The following is an 18,575-nucleotide window of genomic DNA, read 5'->3' as shown; positions in this document are numbered from 1 at the left end:
GATGAACAGCATTAAAAAAGGCATCGCCTTTCTCTGTAAACACCCCACCGCATCCAACCTGATGATGCTGCTTTTTATTATCCTGGGTTTCATGACGGTGAAGGATCTTCGACGGGAGACCTTTCCTGATTTTTCCGTGGATGCCGTTCAGATTTCAGCCATCTACCCCGGTGCCACAGCAGAAGATGTGGAATCAGCGGTGTGTCGCCGCATTGAAGATGCCATCGAAGAGGTGAACCACATAGATCGCATCGAAAGCACGGCCCGGGAAAACAGGGCCACTGTGGTGGTGGAGATGATGGAGGGCAAAGATGTCATGGAGTTCTTCAATGACATCAAGACCGATGTGGAGGCCATCAGCGATTTTCCTGGGGAAGTGGAAGATCTGATCATAAAACGCATCAACCGCACCGATCAAGTGATCTCCGTTGCCGTCACCGGTCCCATGAGTGATCTGCATCTGAAACTTTACTGCGAATCCCTGAAAGATCGTCTCAAACAGCTGGATCTTGTTTCCCAGGTGGAATTATTAGGATTTTCCGATCATGAGTTTCTCATTGAAATTCCCACCTATCAGATGATGCGCCTGGGATTGTCAATATCTGATATCCAGGCTGTGATCACATCCCAGAGCATTGACATGCCCTCAGGAAGCCTGGAAACAAAGGATAAGGATATCCTGATCCGATTTGCCGAAGAGCGCCGAAGCATTGGGGAACTTTCCAACCTGGTGATTATCTCCAACCCGGATGGGGCAGAAATCCGCCTGGGCGAGATTGCGCGCATTTCCGACAGTTATATTGATGAAGAGAACAAAATATTTTTTAACGGAAAACGGGCCGGAATGCTCCAGATCAACAAGACCAAGGCTGAGGATGCCTTGCGGATTCTGGATGCGGTGAACGCATTTCTTGATAAGGAACGTCTCCAGGCCCCACCCAATGTCTCCTTTACCACAACCCAAAACAGATCCAAGGTGGTGCGGGATCGCCTGGATATGCTCACCATCAACGGTTTGCAGGGACTTTTTCTTGTGTTTCTTGCCATGATCTGCTTCTTTCCCTTTAAATTTTCCTTTTGGGTCACCATGGGGCTGCCAGTCTCTTTTCTTTTAACCTTTTTTTTCATGAAACAGATCGATTTTTCCCTGAACATGCTCTCCATGGTGGGCCTGCTCATCGGTCTTGGTCTTTTGATGGACGATGCCATTGTCATTGCAGAAAATATCGCTGCCCACCTGGAAAAAGGAAAAAAAGCATTTGATGCTGTGGTGGATGGTATCAGTGAAGTGGCTGCCGGGGTTTTTTCTTCCTTTCTCACCACACTTTTTATCTTCGGCGCCCTGGCCCTGAGCATGAGCGGAAATATCGGAAAAGTCCTTTACGCCATCCCGGTGGTGCTGATTTTAACCCTGTCTGTCAGTCTGGTGGAGGCGTTTTGCATTCTGCCCAACCATCTGTTTCATTCCCTGAGCCATGAAGAAATAAAAAGAGATGGACACACGCCAACGTCCACCATGGAAAAATCGTCATCAGGAATGCCCAAAAACCGCTTCAGCCAAATAATGGATGGTCTGATTGATTGGCTTCGGGATAAACTACTGGGCAAAATTGTGGATATTGTGGTGAACTGGCGCTATCTTTTTGCGGGGATTGTGGTATTTGTCTTTATTCTCTCCATTGCCATGATTGCCGGTGGTCATCTGAAAATAAAGGCCTTTCCGGAGATTGACGGCGATGTGCTTCAAGCCAGAGTTCTGCTGCCCCAGGGCACCCCCCTGGTACGAACCGAGCAGGTGGTGAACCAACTTGTCACCGCTGCCAAACAAATCAATGAAACGCTCAAGTCGGCCCAGCCGGGCAATGCGGATTTAATTGAAAATATCTCTGCCATTTTTAACACCAATGCCGATGCCGGGGAAACCGGCCCCCATGTGGCCACTGTATCTTTGGATCTCTTAAGTGCCGAAGAGCGATCCACAGCTCTGGATGATATCACAGCCCGCTGGCGCACCCTGGTGGGGGAGGTGCCGGACTGCATTAACATTGCCTACAAAGAACCCAGCTTTGGACCGGGGGGACTGGCCATAGAAATTTTGCTCCAGGGAGAAAATTTTGACGAGCTTAAACTTGCATCCACAACGCTTATCAACTGGCTTTACACATACAAAGGGGTGATGGACCTGGATGATAATCTAAGACCTGGAAAACCTGAAATCAAGGTACGTTTGAAACCGGGTGCCCGGGCCAGGGGGTTCAATGCCAGAAATATTGCCACGCAATTACGTGCAGCGTTTTACGGAAACACCGCCGGAGAAATTCTGGTGGGGGAAGAATCCTACGAGGTCAATGTGCGCATTGCAAATGAAGATCGGGCCGTCATTTCCGCACTTGAACGCTTTTATCTCATGGGGCCCAACAAAGAAAAGGTGCCCTTAAGTTCCGTGGCCACCCTTGAAGAGACCCGGGGATATGCCGGAATCAACCGCATTAATTCCATGAGAACCGTCACCATCACCGCAGATGTGGACAGCCGGGTGGCCAATGCGGCCCAGATCATCGCCGACACCCGGAAAAATTTTCTCCCCCGACTTCATCAGCAATTTCCCGGTGTAAAGGTTGTGGCAGAAGGGGAAGAAAAAGAGACAAAAGAATCCATGGGCGGCATGATCAAGGCATTGCTCATTGGTATTTTCGGTGTGTTCTGCATCCTGAGTTTTCAATTTAAATCGTATATCGAGCCCATGGTGGTCATGATCACCATTCCCTTTGCCTTTATCGGGGTGGTGTGGGGTCATATTTTTATGGGACTGGATCTGTCCATGCCCAGCATCATGGGATTTGTATCCCTTTCAGGAATCGTGGTCAATGACTCCATACTCCTGGTGAGTTTCATTAAAATCCACATGAAACAGGGCCAGAATGTCACCACTGCGGCAACCCTGGCCAGCCGGGAGCGATTCCGGGCGGTGATGCTAACCTCTCTGACCACCATCGTGGGACTGTTGCCCCTGCTTTCCGAACGCAGCATGCAGGCCCAGATTTTGATTCCCCTGGCAGCCTCAATTGTTTTTGGTCTTCTGGCTTCCACTGTCCTGGTGCTGCTGGTGGTGCCGTCGCTGTATGCCATTCTTGGCGATTTTATACACCTTGGCCAGCATCTTGATCCTGCCAAGGATCAGGAAATTTCAGCACTCACTGAGCCTTGGTCCGGATATCGTATTATCAGGTGACTATTTCAGGCTTTGTTGTGAGCAGACCGATGAGACCCAATGAGATCTGCCCATGGCATTTACATGAAAATCAGAGGCACCTGACAATCTGCCTCTGAAATCATTTTCAACCATTGGGAGTTAATCTGATTTTAAAGCACCAGAATTTCACCTACATCAGAGAGCATCCCCATCTGGCACCCCCTGCTTAATTCTTCATCCTTGCCAAGAAGATGGAGGGTGCAGTTTTTTAAAACATTGGTTTCAAGCTGGATGCGGTCAAGATGAAAAGAGTCGCTGTGCCTGCCTTGTTCTTCCATGTCATCCACCAGTTTGCGCCGGTGATGGGTCAATTCATGGCAAATAACAGGCAGGGCAGCAATTTCGGCATTGTTTTTTTTCAGAATGGATCTCATGGGAAGGGAATCCATACATATTCCGATATTCAGTTCATCCGGGTCTGCGTCCGTTCCATTCAGGACTGCTGCAACAATCTCTCCGGAGTGCTCCTGCTTTTCAACACTTATGGGCAGAATGCGGATTTTCCGGGGAGGATGGAAACGCACCAGTGAATGCCTGAACCAGTTGCGATTTAACAGAGTTTTCAAACGATCGAGAAAATCTGTAATTTCTTGATCCGGTGAGGTGAGATGTTTTATCTTTAACTGGGAACGGAACAATATCTCCCGCTCCTCAAGGTCCTCACATTTTTTTTCATTCCATAGAAGTTCATCCATGCTGACAAGTTCCAGCCCGGCGGATTCCAGCAGGGGTTTTAATATGGTTTCGATTCTTCGGTATTCATGCCCTCCCCACAGATCATCAATGTAACAGACTTTTTCTTTGAGGACAAAAGGACAATTGTGGGACCCTCTCAGAAAACCGTGGGCATCTGGAGTTTCTGCATATAATACAACGTTCTCTTTTGTGGTGAATGATAAAATATCCGTTATGGATAAGGGATTTTTGTCCTCAAAAATGGAAAATAGAGGATATTGAAGGAGGGCTTCCAGAAGAGGGGCGCAATGGCCCTTTGTTTCCATGAATGAGTCATCCTGTTTAAGCTTTTTTACCAGAAGACTGCGCATGGCATAAATATTGGCTGTGGCCATATTGTCGGCATAATGGCGCAGCTGCCGTAAAGCGCTTGCTCTGGCGCGTTCAAACAATTCTACAAGGGCAAGGCACCTGGCAGTCTCCACGTTTTTTTTGATGGTGTTGAAATCTTCATTTCGCACCAGTTTGTCGCGTCCCAGGGTTGGCTCGCCTGTTTCGCTTACAATGATACAGGATTCATCCTGCATATAAGGCGTGTCATAATGGTAAAAATTCTGTGGTAGTTTCGAGCCTGATGTGGTTACAAACATTGGATACATTGTCCCTTTTTCCACCAGCATTTTACGCAGATACAATTGGATATCGTCAGTAAACACCCAGTTATTGCTGAAGGGATGAGCCGCATAATAGACCTTGGGATTCTGTTCTATTTTTACGCTGATATCTTTTTTTCCCGCCATGGCGGAAGGATCAACACAATAAATTTTTCCATTGAATTCAACCGGAACAATATTGTCTTTCAGGAAATCTGTCAGTGCTTTGAGAATTATACGGTGGCTGCTTGCAGGAAAAGAGAAACTGATTTTAAAGCCGGAGCACGGCTCATTCAATTCCTTCATGCGCCATGTGGGAATTCCCGCTCTGGAACAGTCGTACAAAATTCTGGCAGCTTTGCCACAGACAAGGGTCTTTATCTCCACGCTTTGAACTCCAATTTTACTGTTAAAAGCTCCAACAAGACCCATGCCGAATCTTCCTATGGTGTTTTCCTTTTTTTTCTTTTTACTGCTTTGTCCGATGAAGTGTAAGGAGTTCAGGTTTTCCTGCTGTAGACCCTTTCCGTTGTCATGAAAAGAGAGAACGTACAGATTTTTTTTCTTTTTCAAGGTGATGCAAATGGGTTTATTTCCCTGGTGCTCATCAAGGGCATTGGCAACGGGTTCATGGACGAGGCCGTGCTCTGCTGAGGCAAACTGATTTTCCCTTAATTTTTCATAGCCTTTGCCGTGGTGAGCTTTGAAAATGAATCCTCTTTTAAGCAGGAGTTTTTTGTTTTGTATTGTATTAAGCATTGTGATCTCCTTTTAATTTTTTTTTGTATATGAAAGAACAGGCAAGACTGGCATTCTTTCATGCGTAGGTGTGGGCAGATCGATGAGACCCAGGTCTGCCCGTGACGATTTTATTAGAAAATAAAAATTCTGAGCATCCTCAGCAGAGCCCCCCCCGAGGGGCAATAGGAACCGGCCAATTGAGCTGTCTACAGTTCCGGGTCGGGACCATTGCCCCTCGGGGCGGCGGCATGACACCATTTTCTATATTCATTGTGTTCACCAGGACATGGCAGTTATAAAGAAAAGAGATGGCCTTGAATGGCCCATCCTTTGATCAAGGCTAATTATCATGCTTTACAGCCTGATAATTTCCTCAAAAATTTCCATCAGGCTACTGATTTCCGTATCCTCGTCTTCCTGCTCCTCTTCCCAGGGCATCTTTGGGGTGTTAAACCTGTATATCAGATCCGTGGTAAGCATTGCTTCCCTCTGTCTTGCAGGGGGTGCAAGGTTTTCATCGCAAAGAATTTCCCGCATTAAAAAATGGGCTGCAGGTTTCTGGTATTCTGAATGCTTCAACAGTAATTCCAGCAAGTTCTGTATGTGGGGATTGTTTTTGTTAAGATAAATTGTCGGTAAAGGCTCTTCAATATAATAGGTCGGGGTTATTTTGTCCTCTGTGCCGGAATAGGAGCAAAAAACACCTATTCTCAGGTCCAGGTGCTGGGGTAATTGCTCTGTATTGTCAATGCCTCTTCGGCATTTTGGCCAGTTGGTTCTTAATTTCAATTTTTTTTCGATACGTCCGGCATACTCAAGTGCCTCGGGGGTTTCACTGTCATTTACGTAGATACGGTTTTCTTTTCGCCTGATACGCCCCTGGTAGCGATCCTCAATATAGGACTGAAAATCGTAGGGAAGATCTGCAAGGCAGATACAGACAATATCAGGCTCATCGGCCATCAGGAGATTGTGCATGCTAATGGAAGACGGCCGTTCCCATGTAAAAAAGATTTCTTTGTCCCATTCATCAAGAAAAGACAGGCAATAGGGTTTGCTTGAGACATAGCTTGGAATGAAAGGAGCTTTAAGAACCTCCTCTGGAACGGAAAATTTGTGTTTTTGGGATTTGACCAAGACATCGGCCAGCATGATCTGAATTGTCTTCCGATGCTGGTAGGTTTCAAGGGGTCTTTTTGTCAAAAGAATTGCCGAAGAACGTACAAGACCATTTAAAATGACATGCTGAAAAATTTTGGGCAGCAGTTCTTTTACAAACGGGGTATCCAAGGTAATGCGGTTACGCCCAATGTTTGTTTTAAAATAAAAACTGTCGAGAATGATATGGAGCTCTCGAAGTGCAAAGGATTCTTGGCCTGTCCAGGGAAGCCCTGCTGGACGCTCCACCGGGATTTTACCGATGCACAGGGTTATGGGTGACAGCGTTTTTGTCCCAGAACTGCTCAGCCCAGCGGACAAGGTCGCCTCTCCAAGGCCAGATGCCATTTTAACCATTACCTGGGCATTTCCCTGCTTGTCCTGGATGGTGTATTCACCGGGGACTCCAAAGGAAGTATTGACCTTTTCCCTGCTGTACTTGAGTTCACCGTTTTCCTGTAATTCAACTTTGGTCTGGTGTATGGACGGTGTGATCCAGCAAAGTTCCTTGCGGATTCTTTTATTTATGGTTTTAACTTCTTCTGCAAATGCTTTTGGACCGCTCACTGGAATTTTCATGCAGACTATTGTTCCGTGCTGCTCGCCAATCAGCCGGACTCCCTCCTGGCGGGGAACTTCATACACACTTCCTGACAGGTCCGGTTCAATGAGAACAGCATATGCAGTGCCCTGGGACGGCATGGTGATCAGTTCAAGGCGTGTAAGCTCATAGCAGAACATGCTGAGTCTGCCCAGCGAGAATTCTCCCACTGCTTCCAGGATTTCTTCTTTGGAGGAATCAAAAAGACACAGGTAATGGCGTTTTATGACATCCAATGTCATTGCACAGCCGTTGTCACGAAAAGAAACCACCATAATACCTTGTTGTGGTTCGTATTTGATTTCAATGTCAATCATGGTGCAACCGCTGTCTGCACTGTTTTGTCCAAGCTCGCGGAAACACATGCAGCGGTGGCTGAACTGCTGTTTTATGGAATCAATTATGGCCTCTGGATCAATCCGAAAAGCCTGGCGGGGTGTATGGTCCAGGATAGGCTCACCCTGAAAACAGGGAATGGGGATGCTGTTCATTTGATCTCCTTTTTTTGATATTTGGTCTTATTTGATTTGCCTGATCAATGAGCTGCGCAGCCTTGCTCCAATAGAGTAGAAAAGCGCAGTCCTGATCAGGCCCTCAAAAAGCCAAGAAGGAAAAACAGCATCATTTTTTCAAATTTTCTAAATATTTTTTATTTTTTTGTTGGGGAGGGTGTAAAATTTTCTTTTGAGTAAAAGAATTGTTGCCAGGATAAGAAGTGAAACTTTCAGAACCAGGGACCAGGTTTTTATCTGGTCAATGAAAACCTTAAATTCAAGAACAGTTGGTGCGCCATAGGACACTTTGGTGTAAGCCACCCTGATTCCGTGGATTTTTTGCCTGTATGGTATGTCAAACTCGTTCCAGGAGTCTTCATTCCCAGTCAAATTACTTAATACTGTAATCCAGCTTGAGCCTGGAGAGTCCTGTATCTGAATATCAAAGGATTTTATATGATTGACCATGTGCTCTTGTCTGGCACTGAGAAATTTAATCCTGCTGATTTTTTTCTGGTCGTTACCATTAAGAATCAGGCCAAAATAAAGCTCGCCGGGCTTTGCGTTTTCAAGTCCATCCTCTTCTAAAACCGTGGTTTTGCCATGGATAAAGCTGCCGTTTTCCCAATATCCGTCCCCCAGTCCGTCCATGGAAGAGTTATGGTTGGGTGTTCCTGAAATTTTTCCAATGGCAGCAGGGCTGACCCATCCCACAGGCTTAATTCCCTGTTGAAACATAAACACAAGAAGGAACAATGCCGTTGTCAATACAGCAATATTAAAACAAGTTGAAAATGAAGATGGATTTTTGACGATATCTTTTGCTTTTTGGGTGAAACCGATGGTTTCATCGGTCTCTGGTTCTGCACTATTATGATTTGAAATATTTAAATTCGTTTTGTTTGAGGATATTTTATCATCTGATGATGATTTTTCTGAGTTATCTGAATTTTCAAATAAAAGTTCTATCAGATTTGTCAGGTCTGCTGATTCAAAGCCAACCGGCAAAATAAATTTTGTAATTACGTCGTCTGGATCCCTTGCGGTATCTTGTCTGAATCTGTCACGGCAGTTTTTCATGGTCAATGTCTCAAGCCGGACGTCTTTTCCTGTGTGAGCCCTGGCATCTTTCACGAGTTGATCCAGTGAGCCAAGCGCTGTGTACGAAGCCGAGGGAACAATAAAGAGTTTGCTGGGACTGCCGGGGTTATCGTTTGAAATCAGTTCTGAATTTACAGGGCCAGCAGGGGCATTGCCTGATTCATCAGTTGAATTAATCAAGTCATTTCCCGGGTCAGTAAGGAACCCCCATATTTTAGCCTTTAAACCATCAATACCTTGAATAGTCCAGCTTGTGGTATCATTTGAACTTTGTTTTTCTTTGATTTCACCTGTGGCCCAAAGATCGCCATGTTCAGGGATTTCGATGTACAGAGCTTTTTTTGTCATATATTTGGCAAGAAAATATGCCAGATCCATGGATTCACCGTTATACCGCTGATCCAATGAGTTGTTCGCCACATAAACTTGCTTTTCAGATTTATATGAGCCATTTTCAAAAATCATCTTGTGTACGGCATTGTTGAGGGTGGTTATATTTGATGTTTTGGGTGTATACGGTGACACTTCCGTATTATTATCTGAAGGGCATACTGTAAGAGAACAGGACCCTATAAAATAGTGTCCATCTATGGGCCTGGATTGTGAGCATGTATTCCAATCTGCAAAATTTTCATGGATAACATTGGGGAAGGCAATATTGACCATGTTAAATCGTCCTTTGTACTATGCTGATTCCAATATGCCAGTCTTCTTTCACAGGATCGAACGGAAGTTCTTCAAATTGCAGAAACCTTTTATCTGCACGGGAATCTCCAAGGCAGAATTCCGCAAGCAGAATATACCGGCTGTCAAAGAATCTTACCCAGAAATCGCAATCATATGTTATGTTTGTCTTCCATCCAATGTTTATATCCTTCTCTGTTTCATCAAAATCGTAGGTCAATGTAAAGTATTGGTTATGAATATTAAATGTTTTTTCGTTGGCATGGGAAGTCATTGCCGTTTTCTTAATGGGTCTGGGATAAAATTGAGACTGGTACAGCAGTTTTTCCTCTTTTATTTGACTGATATTCACGGGTGGGGGAGGATCAGCATCTTCCAGGATTTTATCTTTGTAAAATTCCATTGTTTTTTGATCAATTTTGATAATATCTGCAATTTCCGACAGGCAAAAATCACAATAAAGTAAATGCATATCAAGAATTCCCACGGCCTGGGGATCCAGCTCCTGTGAAACATATTTAGAAAGCATCTCAAAGCTCGGGTGCTTCCCGGCTTTGACCTTTTCTTTTCTCATCTTTGTTTCAAGGGGATCAGTATTTCCGGCAATTCGATTTAATAAAGAGACAAAAGCTGTGTCATGGTTTTTCATAAGGAATTACCTCAATTTGTATTCAATCAGATTCATGCACGGTATGAATTCAATTCATGATATGAATTTCAGGGCCAGATCATGATGTCAAATAATGATTTTAGGACTTGGTCATAACATAGGGTGCTTGGGATCATAGAAGTTCTCAAGCCTTTATAAAAAAATATTTTTATTTTCAGTTAATTGGCCGAAATTGTAATCCATTCCTGTTTTTATTCTGGAGACTGCTCTTTAAAAAAATCCAGAATACTTTGGGGTTTATATGAAAAATTCCAGAAATTCGGCTTTTTTTCTGCGTTGTTATGTTCAGAAGATGCAGTTTTTGCCAACAGGTCATCAAAAAAGGTCAAAGCAACCTGCTGACAATCCTTTTTCAAGGTGCACCCGCCCCGTTGCCCCTGGCAGCATTCCGCATTTGCCAGTAGACGGCAGATAATATGATGCCACGTATTCTCTGTTGTTTTTTGAGACATGTCCATCATTTTTGCAACTCGTTCACCAATGGGTATTTTCTGATGTTTTTCGGTGTCATTGCAGCAGATGAGATAATTTTGATGCAACATGACGGTTTGTCGATGCTGTGAGTGGTTTTGCGGGCGGGTTTCCACAGATGGGCGCTTCAGGATGCGGCAGGTAAAATCAATATATCGCATGCACAGTGTCCAATAGATACTGATGGCTGTGATATATGCCCGTACAGTGTTGCCGGCGACTCCCCATTTACCGGCTTCGTGGGTTATCCAAGTTATGTCGCTTGTGTTTTTATACCGGTATGTTTTTTTAGTGCCCATCACATTATTTGCCAAATCCATGAAAATAAGCTTTTGGGTTAAATATCGATTTTGAATAGCCGGTGTTCTGCCATGGGCTATTCGTTGATTTAAAATTTTTACGCAATCATGGATTTCTTCACTTTTTTTTATCTTTTCAATTGTCTCACATTTTTTCTTTATTTCCTCTGGAGTCGATATATCTTCCGGTTCCTTGGTAACTTCAATGGAGATGGGGGTATAAGACGGACATTGCTCAGTAAGTTTGACGGCTTTACCAGCCTGTGCACTGCAACTGTATTTTCCTCTATCACCGGATCTGTGAAGGCATGTACGGCATGTTGTTTCCGGCAGCAGTTTTTGTTCTTTTTTTAGTTCTTCTATAATGGTGAAATAGATCACTTTTCTAAGGTACGAATATAAACTTTCTATGGTTGGATTTTCTAAGGGAAAGTATTTCTCCATCTTATTTTTAACTATAACAACCAGTGCTTGGCTTTCGGCACTGATATCATCAAAAAGATCGGAATATTTAACTTTTATGATCCCTTTGGTTATCGTTGCCATGATTTTGTCTGGATTGCATCTTTTGGCTTTTTTGCAGAAATCGTCAAATGTGATGGGATAGCTTATGTCGTTTCTCATCAAATTGCATATCTGGGCTGCCCCGTTATAGTGTTCACAGGTACCTTGGTTGATATAGGGACCTTCCAGCGGTTGGCATAATGTATTCCGGTTAATTGCCAATGGTTAAATCTCCTTTTGGGGCGAATGGGCATGGGATACTTGAATTTTCAGGTGTAATATTTTAGATACGACCAACAAAACATCCCCTGAATCTATAATCCAGGGGATGTTGAGCATCAGATGGTATTCAGGGCTTGATCATAACCTCGGGCACTTTTAATAAAGTTAAAAAATATTTAATTATATTCCAAGAACTTATGAGCCTCCATGCTCTCAAGTGGCCCATCTTATGACCAGCCCGGTATTCAAATTCAGCATCCTTCAGTTGATTGTATCTGAAAAATCAAAAGAAATCTCCACAAGGGTACCTTGATAAACATAAGTTTTTGCGCCTAACTGGATGATATCTCCCAGGTTTGAGATATCATAATACAACTTCATGCCTTGATAAAATGATGCGTTGATATAATTATCATCCATGGAATACCCCGCTGGAGCAATAAAGGTGGCGTTTGTATTGCCAACGTCATAGTTGGGTATTTTCGTTGGTGAAAAGGATAATCCCATAACCTTTCCACCCCATTGAAAATCCCCTTTTATATTCTCAATGGTAATGACCAGGAATTTTTTTCGGTCATTATCGGTATTGAAAACAGTACCGATATTAATGGAGTCCGCATCCGGGCTGGGCTCTCTTCCTTCTATGACAAGGGAGCCTGTCCCGTTGAAAATGTGTTTAACGATGTAGGCGGCATGTTTTTTCCATCCGGAAGCAAGATGATTTCCATCAAAGGAAATTCGCGCTGCTCCTGCCTGTGATGATATGAAAAGGATTCCTGTGATCATGCAAATTGTTTTAATCATTGATGCCATGCTTTTTTTCATTGTCAGAACCTGTCCCTTTTTGATTACATCATTTTTGAAAAATATGTAAAAAATATCATTTTTCGGAATTGCCGGCGCAGAGGTAAATTCTCAATAACTGCCATGGGCAGACCTCATTGGGTCTCGTCGGTCCGCCCGTGGCGGTTTATTGAGAACCCACGTGCAGAGTGTTTAATTAAGTCAAGAGCTGAAAATATTATTTCCTGTTGTAAAATTGTATGGCCACCATTGCAGGTATCTATAATGGGCTGATATTTTTTGTCAAGAAATTTCAGAATTGCTTCATAACTGGGTCCTGTTGACCGGGCTAATAACTCAGGCGTTGCAGGATTTCTCCTCTTCTGGATTTCAGTACACTGAGTTCCCTTGTGGTTTTTTGGGTGTATTCAATCAACTGAATGATGGTTTCAAAGTTGTTTACTTCTTCTAAACTTCCCACAACCTCCAGCAGCTCTTCGTGTCTTTTGAGCATTTCATTGTCCACCAGGACCAGCTCTGCCATATACTTTGCTATAAAATTGAGTTCCCGATTTTCCTTTTTGGAATTTTTCAAAGATTGGCCTGCTTCGGCAATTTTGCTTTTAAGGTTTTTCTCTTTCCGGTTCCATGATGAGAGATCTGACTGAAGTCTGCTGTTTTTGTTTCGTTCGCCATCCAGTCTTTTGCTGCACGATTCCAGCCTGTTTTCAAGTTCTGATATTCTTGAACTCTTGTCGGCGGATTTCTCCCTTAATTCTCTATTCATCATTTCCAGATGAAGGTTCTTTTTTTGTTCTGCGGCAAGTTCACTGCCCGATGTTATGCATCCTGCAGATCCTGCACCGATTATCAGACAAATTATTGTTATGACAGCCTTTGCATTGAGTTTCATTTTCCCTCTTTTCCGGTTATTGCTTTGTTCATTGGTTCTTTATCGATTGTCTGCTCAAGTAAAAATCATGCCTTGCAGGGTGGATCAGATAAACGAAATCCAGCCACCCCATGGGCGTTCTGGCGCAAAATATTAATTGGAAATTGAACTGCCTGCTTGTTCATTGTTTAATTTCTGCGCTGCCCTGTAAGCAGACTCAGACTGTTTTCCTGCGCAGTCACAATTGAATTTGTTCACCATGGAGGAGTACCTGTCGGCGAGATTTTTATAGGAATTAATGGCGGATTGAGTGTACAGAGTTGTCTGCTTGTTTTTAATATCGTCACCAAGCCATCTGATTTCGTTGTAAAGCCGAACACATTGTTCCATCTCATGGTCAGAGATATAAGGGACAGATGAGTAAGTGGTGCTGGACGGCGGAATTTTATAAATTTTGTCGTCTGCTGTGGCAATGCCGCAGGCACCCATGATTAAAAGCACGGTGGCATACAGGGCTTTATTCAGGAATTGAACGGTTGAAACTTTTTTAATTGATTCAGACATTTTAAGTTTTCTGATTTTCATTTTACTCTTCTCCTTGCTTTGTCCAGTTTAGGTTTGGAAAGAAATATTGCCTTGGCAGATATTTTTTTCCCCTTCTGCAAGTCAAAGAGGGCAAAATTCTGTTTTTTTTCAAAAAACAAAAAAAATATTTTTTTTCGATGGCGGAGGACCTTAGCCCCCAGTATCATTCTCCCTTCACTTTGTAAAAACAAAAGGTTTCAGGCAAAATGGCAAGATTTCAACAGACACTCCACGATTTTTAAAGCATCCGGGTCTGGATTCTGGAAATCACTGATATTTTTCACGAACCCTGCCACGGGAACATTGGAAAATTTTTCCACAGCCTCCATATTCTCTTGAATCATGGTTTTTGAAGTCTTTTCCTCTTTTTGCGGGGTCTCCATAAATACAATGCCTCCGGGGGTGATTCCCCGGGCTCTCAGGCATTCCACCGTCATCAGGGTGTGGTTTATGGTGCCAAGCCCAGCCCGGGCAGCGATCACCGGCCGGGCTTTGCTTTGTTTTATAAAATCGGCAACGGTCAAGGTCTCAGTCAGGGGGACCAGCAGGCCGCCTGCCGCCTCTATCACCAAATGGGAATGGCTGGACTCTTTTTCCTTAATTTGATCCATGGTCCTTGGAAGATTAATGGTTTGTCCCATATCCCGGGCTGCAAACCATGGTGCTTTGGGATTTTTATGGCAGTTTAAAACGGAAGGTGCAGGATCAATCCCCCCAAGCCCGGGTGTGTGGCGGTGGATAAAAGCTGCATCACCTGTGCTATCTGACGGACCAACGCATCCGGTCTGGAAAGGCTTGAGATAAAATGGTTTTTTCCCTTTTGCCGTCAAGTTCTGCATGATCAGAAGAGAGAGAACTGTTTTTCCAACATCCGTATCGGTTCCCATCACCATGATTTTTTTACAAAAAGTCATTCAGACCACCGTCTTAAGTGCATTTACAAAGGTTTTAATATCCTCTTCCCGGTGCAGGGCTGTCATGCCCAGTCTCAATATTGCCTTTCCCAAAGGCACTGTGGGAAAACGGGCCGAAAAAGCCAGGATGCCCAGGGAAAGAAGATCCCGGGAGACCTGTGCCGCCTTTTTCTCATCTCCCATGAGGACAGATATGATATGGGCGTTTCCAAACACCTGGAATCCTTCCCGGATAAGTGTTTCGCCCATGGATTCACTGACATCCTTTACTATTTTCCGGGCATTGTCTGCCTGCTCCACAAGCTCCAGGGCAGCCACGGCAGCCAGGGCATGGGCCTGGGGAAGGGAGGTGGTATAAATAAGGGGGGATGCGAAATTCATGAGATACTCCTTTACCCCCCGGGGCAGCAGCACAAAAGCGCCAAAAAGCCCCAGGGCCTTGCCAAAGGTTCCAAGGGCTATATCTGTAACTCCCTTGGCAATTCCCCTGCCCTTATCCCCCAGAACACCAAAGGCATGGGCTTCATCCACAACACCATAAAATCCATGCTTTTTCTTTAAATCCCCAAACGGTTTTATGGGCAAAAGATCCCCGTCCATGCTGAACAGGGATTCGGTGACAACGCCTCTATTTTTACAATTCAAAGCTTCCAGGCGCTTTTCCAGATGTTTAAGGTTGTTGTGGCGATACCCCTTAAGACCGGCACCGCTTAAGGTTATTCCCTTGACGCAGCTTGCATGGACATGCTTGTCAAAGATAAGGATGTCGCCCTTTTCAAACAAGGTTGATAGAATGGCCAGATTTGCCTGGTACCCGCTGGAGAAAAAAAGAGCATCCTCATACCCGAAATAATCGGCAAAGGTTTTTTCCGCCCGGCAGATGGTTTGATAGTTGCCCGCCACCAGACGGGATGAAGAGGCGGAAGACCCAAAGGCCTTAAAATGTTTTCCCACTTGGGCTGCCAGTTGGTGGGATGCCCCCAGCCCCAGATAGTCGTTGGAGGCAAAACTCAACACCTTTTGGCCTTTGATGGTTACAAATCGGCCCTCCCTTTTTTCGATAACCGGGGGATTGCGGTGCAACCCCTCCAGTTGCTGGAGATTTATACGATCCCTGAAGCGCTTTTCAAACATTGAAACAGCTCCTTGTATCTTGTTTTTAGAATCTCTTTTTTAAAGGTGTCATCATATTCTTTTACGGAAAAAAAGAATCTTCCCATAAGAGGAGCCTCACAGATTCCCGATGCTGTGAGATCGTAGGAAAATGCCGTCTGACTGCGCACCACAAGCTTGCCTGAAAGTTCCAATGTCCCTGAGATGCGGCTTTCTCCGGGAAGAAAGAAATGCTCCACCTTAAGCAAAAAGGCATGTTTTGAAAAATCACACAGCCATCGCACATGGAGGGCTCCCAGCTGGGCCAGGGACTCCATGACCACAAAGGCCGGTTGGTCAATAAAGGCTGCCGTTCCCCGAATTATCCCCTTATCAAGCTCTGTCACGGAAGTCAGGAGATGAAAACTGTCCATCTGGATATTAATACCTACTCTCTCCATTTTTTAACCACCAGGGCAGCGTTTTGACCGCCAAACCCGAAATTCTGGAGCAGCAGGGTGTTAAAAAAAGTTTCCCGGCTCTCTGTCATGAAATCCAGATAAGGGGAAGATGGATCTTTTAAATTTCTTATGGCGGGAAGAATCCCCTTTTTCATAAGGGAAAGACAGATGGAAAGCTCCACCACGCCGCAGGCCGTGGAAAGATGCCCGATCCAGGACTTCAAGGCTATGATCCGGGGGGATTTTTTGACAAACAGACGTTCCATAAGGGCAGTCTCCATTGCATCATTAAGCTGGGTGCCGGTGCCGTGGGTGGAGACCACGTCAATTTTATCAGGGGGGAGTTCTGCCTGTGTGAGGGCCTTTTTTACAGCCTTTTCCATCCAGATTCCAGAGGACTCCGGGGCTGTCATGTTGCCACCGTCCATGGATGTGCCAGCCCCTGCAACCTCTGCCAGGATATTGGCACCCCTTTTTTTTGCATGGTCCAGGGATTCCAGGATTACAAATCCGCCCCCCTCCCCCATGACAAACCCCTTGCGGCCAAGATCAAAGGGACGATGAACCTTGTCTGGATCTGCCTTTACTGTACTAAGGGCCCCGGCCATCTTGTATGCCCGGGCGGCTCCGGGATTAACTCTGCTGTCTCCCCCCCCTGCCAGGGCCACATCAAGATTGCCGTTTTTAATTTTTTGAAACGCCTCCCCCACCACCTGAAGTGTGGTGGCGCAGGCTGTACTTATGGTGATGCCTTCCCCGTGGATACCCACAAGATCTGCAATGGCAGCAGCAGCGGTATTGGGAAGAAACTTCAAAATCCAGAGAGCGGAACGCTCTTCCCGGTCAAGATTTGGTCCCGCACCGGTGAACAGTCCTGCACTTTCAAGCATATCTCTGGACAACCCGGAGTCTTTGACGGCCCTGAGGGCTGAGGCCACACCAAAGGCAGCCCCCCGGTTGAGATAACGGGCATTTTTATATCTTCCGGTATGGGTCTTCAGGTTAAAATCCGGCACCTTTGCAACCACCAGATCAAGGTCAAAATCTGCCCTTTTAAAAGCGGTTCTGTTCTCCACCATGGCAAAAATTACATCCGTTCCGCTGTTTCCCAGGGGAGAAAAAAATGCGGACCCGGTAATTACGACACGCGATTTCATTTAAATCCTTATCTCTTATTTTTGTATTGTTTTGGCAAGATCTGACTTGTCCAGACTAAATTTTTCTATATATTTCAATGGGTTGTTTTCGTTTTGGAACAGCGGGATATTCGTCTGGGAATCCTACAGTTAAAAAGCATCGAATGGACAGATTTTCAGTCCCGGAAATGGTGCACTCTCGTTCCAGAAAATGGAGGGGTGCGGTCAAAATACAGGTTCCCAGGCCAAGTTCCACGGCTTTTAACATAAAAAACTGCAGGGAAAGCCCCAAAGAGATGTCGCATCCCATGGTCTCAAGCCCCTTAGCTTCCATGAGCCCGGCACGGTTCAACTTTCCGGAAAAACTGTCCCCTTTTTTTTCCACACCCACGGCAAACAGGGCCGGAGCATGGAACATAAAATAGGAGTAACGCCAATAATGATTGAGGATATTGATGGCTTTTCTGGGTTTCTCCAGGGATTGGGCCTGTGTCAGCATATTATGGTATCCTGATTCCATATTCTTTAAGATTCCCTGGCGTGATTCAGAAGAAACCAGGTGAAGATATCTCACCGGCTGCCTGTTGGATGGGGACGGGGCGTTTACTGCCGAGGTCACCATATCCAAAATATGGGATTCAGGAATATTTTCATCGGTATATTTTCGGATACTTCTCCTGGCTGTCACCAAATCGTCAAAACCTGTTTTCATGGACATGAATATTCCACATAGGAGACAAGATCTTGAACCTTTAAGACCGGCCCCTTCTTTAAATCATCCAGCATCTCTTCCACGCGCTCTTTGTTAAGGTGGGGAAGTTTTTCCACAATTGCGGTTATGGGATTCAGGCCTCTTTGTGTGGCATCCATCAGGATGCTGCGCAGGTTTCTCAAAAAAAGATCATCGTCTTGAACCTCGATTCCAAATTTTAAAGAAAGCTCCAGGGCCACCTCCAAAAGATCAATGGATTCCGCCGTAAGCTCCCGTATAAGGTAGCTCTCCAGGGAAATTTCCTCTTTATCAAAATCTAAAATTTCTGCCAGGATCTCCCTCACTTTTTCAAACGTACTCATTTTACATGACTCCTTAAATTCTTATCTCTTATTTTCGTGTTGTTTTGGCAAAAGAATTATGTAGACTACTCATAACTATTTGCCAATTCAGGGATTATCACCATTGATTTTA

General features: G+C 44.8%; 15 protein-coding genes. 1 reads left to right on the top strand and 14 read right to left on the bottom strand.

Annotation, left to right across the window (positions count from 1 at the left end):
- Position 1: 1 nt before the first annotated feature.
- Positions 2 to 3,232, top strand: a complete 3,231-nt coding sequence (locus B9A32_RS16140; RefSeq protein WP_084070846.1) for an efflux RND transporter permease subunit — start codon at positions 2 to 4, stop codon at positions 3,230 to 3,232.
- A gap of 131 nt (positions 3,233 to 3,363) precedes the next feature.
- Here the strand turns inward: B9A32_RS16140 and B9A32_RS16135 are convergent, their stop codons facing one another.
- The 14 genes from B9A32_RS16135 to B9A32_RS16070 form a co-directional block, all read right to left on the bottom strand.
- On the bottom strand, positions 3,364 to 5,340 hold the full coding sequence (locus B9A32_RS16135) for an ATP-binding protein (RefSeq protein WP_084070843.1): 1,977 nt from the start codon (positions 5,338 to 5,340) through the stop codon (positions 3,364 to 3,366).
- A gap of 336 nt (positions 5,341 to 5,676) precedes the next feature.
- Positions 5,677 to 7,572, bottom strand: coding sequence for an ATP-binding protein (locus B9A32_RS16130; protein ID WP_084070840.1), 1,896 nt, complete (start codon positions 7,570 to 7,572; stop codon positions 5,677 to 5,679).
- Between the two features lie 147 nt (positions 7,573 to 7,719).
- Positions 7,720 to 9,141: a hypothetical protein gene (locus B9A32_RS16125; RefSeq protein WP_212637974.1), complete on the bottom strand. Its 1,422-nt coding sequence runs from the start codon at positions 9,139 to 9,141 to the stop codon at positions 7,720 to 7,722.
- A 202-nt stretch (positions 9,142 to 9,343) separates the two neighbouring features.
- The gene (locus B9A32_RS16120; protein ID WP_084070835.1) at positions 9,344 to 10,009 is read right to left on the bottom strand and encodes a hypothetical protein; all 666 of its coding nucleotides are present in this window, start codon (positions 10,007 to 10,009) and stop codon (positions 9,344 to 9,346) included.
- Positions 10,010 to 10,221: 212 nt separating this feature from the next.
- Complete coding sequence (locus B9A32_RS16115) at positions 10,222 to 11,346, bottom strand: hypothetical protein (protein ID WP_212637973.1); 1,125 nt, start codon at positions 11,344 to 11,346, stop codon at positions 10,222 to 10,224.
- 441 nt (positions 11,347 to 11,787) lie between these two features.
- The gene (locus B9A32_RS16110) at positions 11,788 to 12,330 is read right to left on the bottom strand and encodes a hypothetical protein (protein ID WP_084070829.1); all 543 of its coding nucleotides are present in this window, start codon (positions 12,328 to 12,330) and stop codon (positions 11,788 to 11,790) included.
- Positions 12,331 to 12,658: 328 nt separating this feature from the next.
- Positions 12,659 to 13,222, bottom strand: a complete 564-nt coding sequence (locus B9A32_RS16105) for a hypothetical protein (RefSeq protein WP_084070826.1) — start codon at positions 13,220 to 13,222, stop codon at positions 12,659 to 12,661.
- 132 nt (positions 13,223 to 13,354) lie between these two features.
- The gene (locus B9A32_RS16100; RefSeq protein WP_084070823.1) at positions 13,355 to 13,786 is read right to left on the bottom strand and encodes a hypothetical protein; all 432 of its coding nucleotides are present in this window, start codon (positions 13,784 to 13,786) and stop codon (positions 13,355 to 13,357) included.
- A 197-nt stretch (positions 13,787 to 13,983) separates the two neighbouring features.
- Positions 13,984 to 14,700, bottom strand: a complete 717-nt coding sequence (gene bioD / locus B9A32_RS16095; RefSeq protein WP_084070820.1) for a dethiobiotin synthase — start codon at positions 14,698 to 14,700, stop codon at positions 13,984 to 13,986.
- The gene (locus tag B9A32_RS16090; RefSeq protein WP_084070818.1) at positions 14,701 to 15,834 is read right to left on the bottom strand and encodes an aminotransferase class I/II-fold pyridoxal phosphate-dependent enzyme; all 1,134 of its coding nucleotides are present in this window, start codon (positions 15,832 to 15,834) and stop codon (positions 14,701 to 14,703) included.
- Complete coding sequence (locus B9A32_RS16085) at positions 15,804 to 16,253, bottom strand: hypothetical protein (protein ID WP_139795859.1); 450 nt, start codon at positions 16,251 to 16,253, stop codon at positions 15,804 to 15,806. Before B9A32_RS16085 ends, B9A32_RS16090 begins: the two co-directional genes overlap by 31 nt.
- On the bottom strand, positions 16,241 to 17,410 hold the full coding sequence (locus B9A32_RS16080; RefSeq protein WP_084070812.1) for a beta-ketoacyl-[acyl-carrier-protein] synthase family protein: 1,170 nt from the start codon (positions 17,408 to 17,410) through the stop codon (positions 16,241 to 16,243). Before B9A32_RS16080 ends, B9A32_RS16085 begins: the two co-directional genes overlap by 13 nt.
- 55 nt (positions 17,411 to 17,465) lie before the next feature.
- Positions 17,466 to 18,107, bottom strand: a complete 642-nt coding sequence (locus B9A32_RS16075) for a nitroreductase family protein (RefSeq protein WP_084070809.1) — start codon at positions 18,105 to 18,107, stop codon at positions 17,466 to 17,468.
- On the bottom strand, positions 18,098 to 18,463 hold the full coding sequence (locus B9A32_RS16070; RefSeq protein WP_084070806.1) for a phosphopantetheine-binding protein: 366 nt from the start codon (positions 18,461 to 18,463) through the stop codon (positions 18,098 to 18,100). Before B9A32_RS16070 ends, B9A32_RS16075 begins: the two co-directional genes overlap by 10 nt.
- Positions 18,464 to 18,575 lie beyond the last annotated feature (112 nt).

The sequence above is a fragment of the Desulfocicer vacuolatum DSM 3385 genome, assembly GCF_900176365.1.
Lineage (GTDB): Bacteria > Desulfobacterota > Desulfobacteria > Desulfobacterales > Desulfobacteraceae > Desulfocicer > Desulfocicer vacuolatum.
This window is presented reverse-complemented; position numbering and strand designations above follow the sequence as displayed.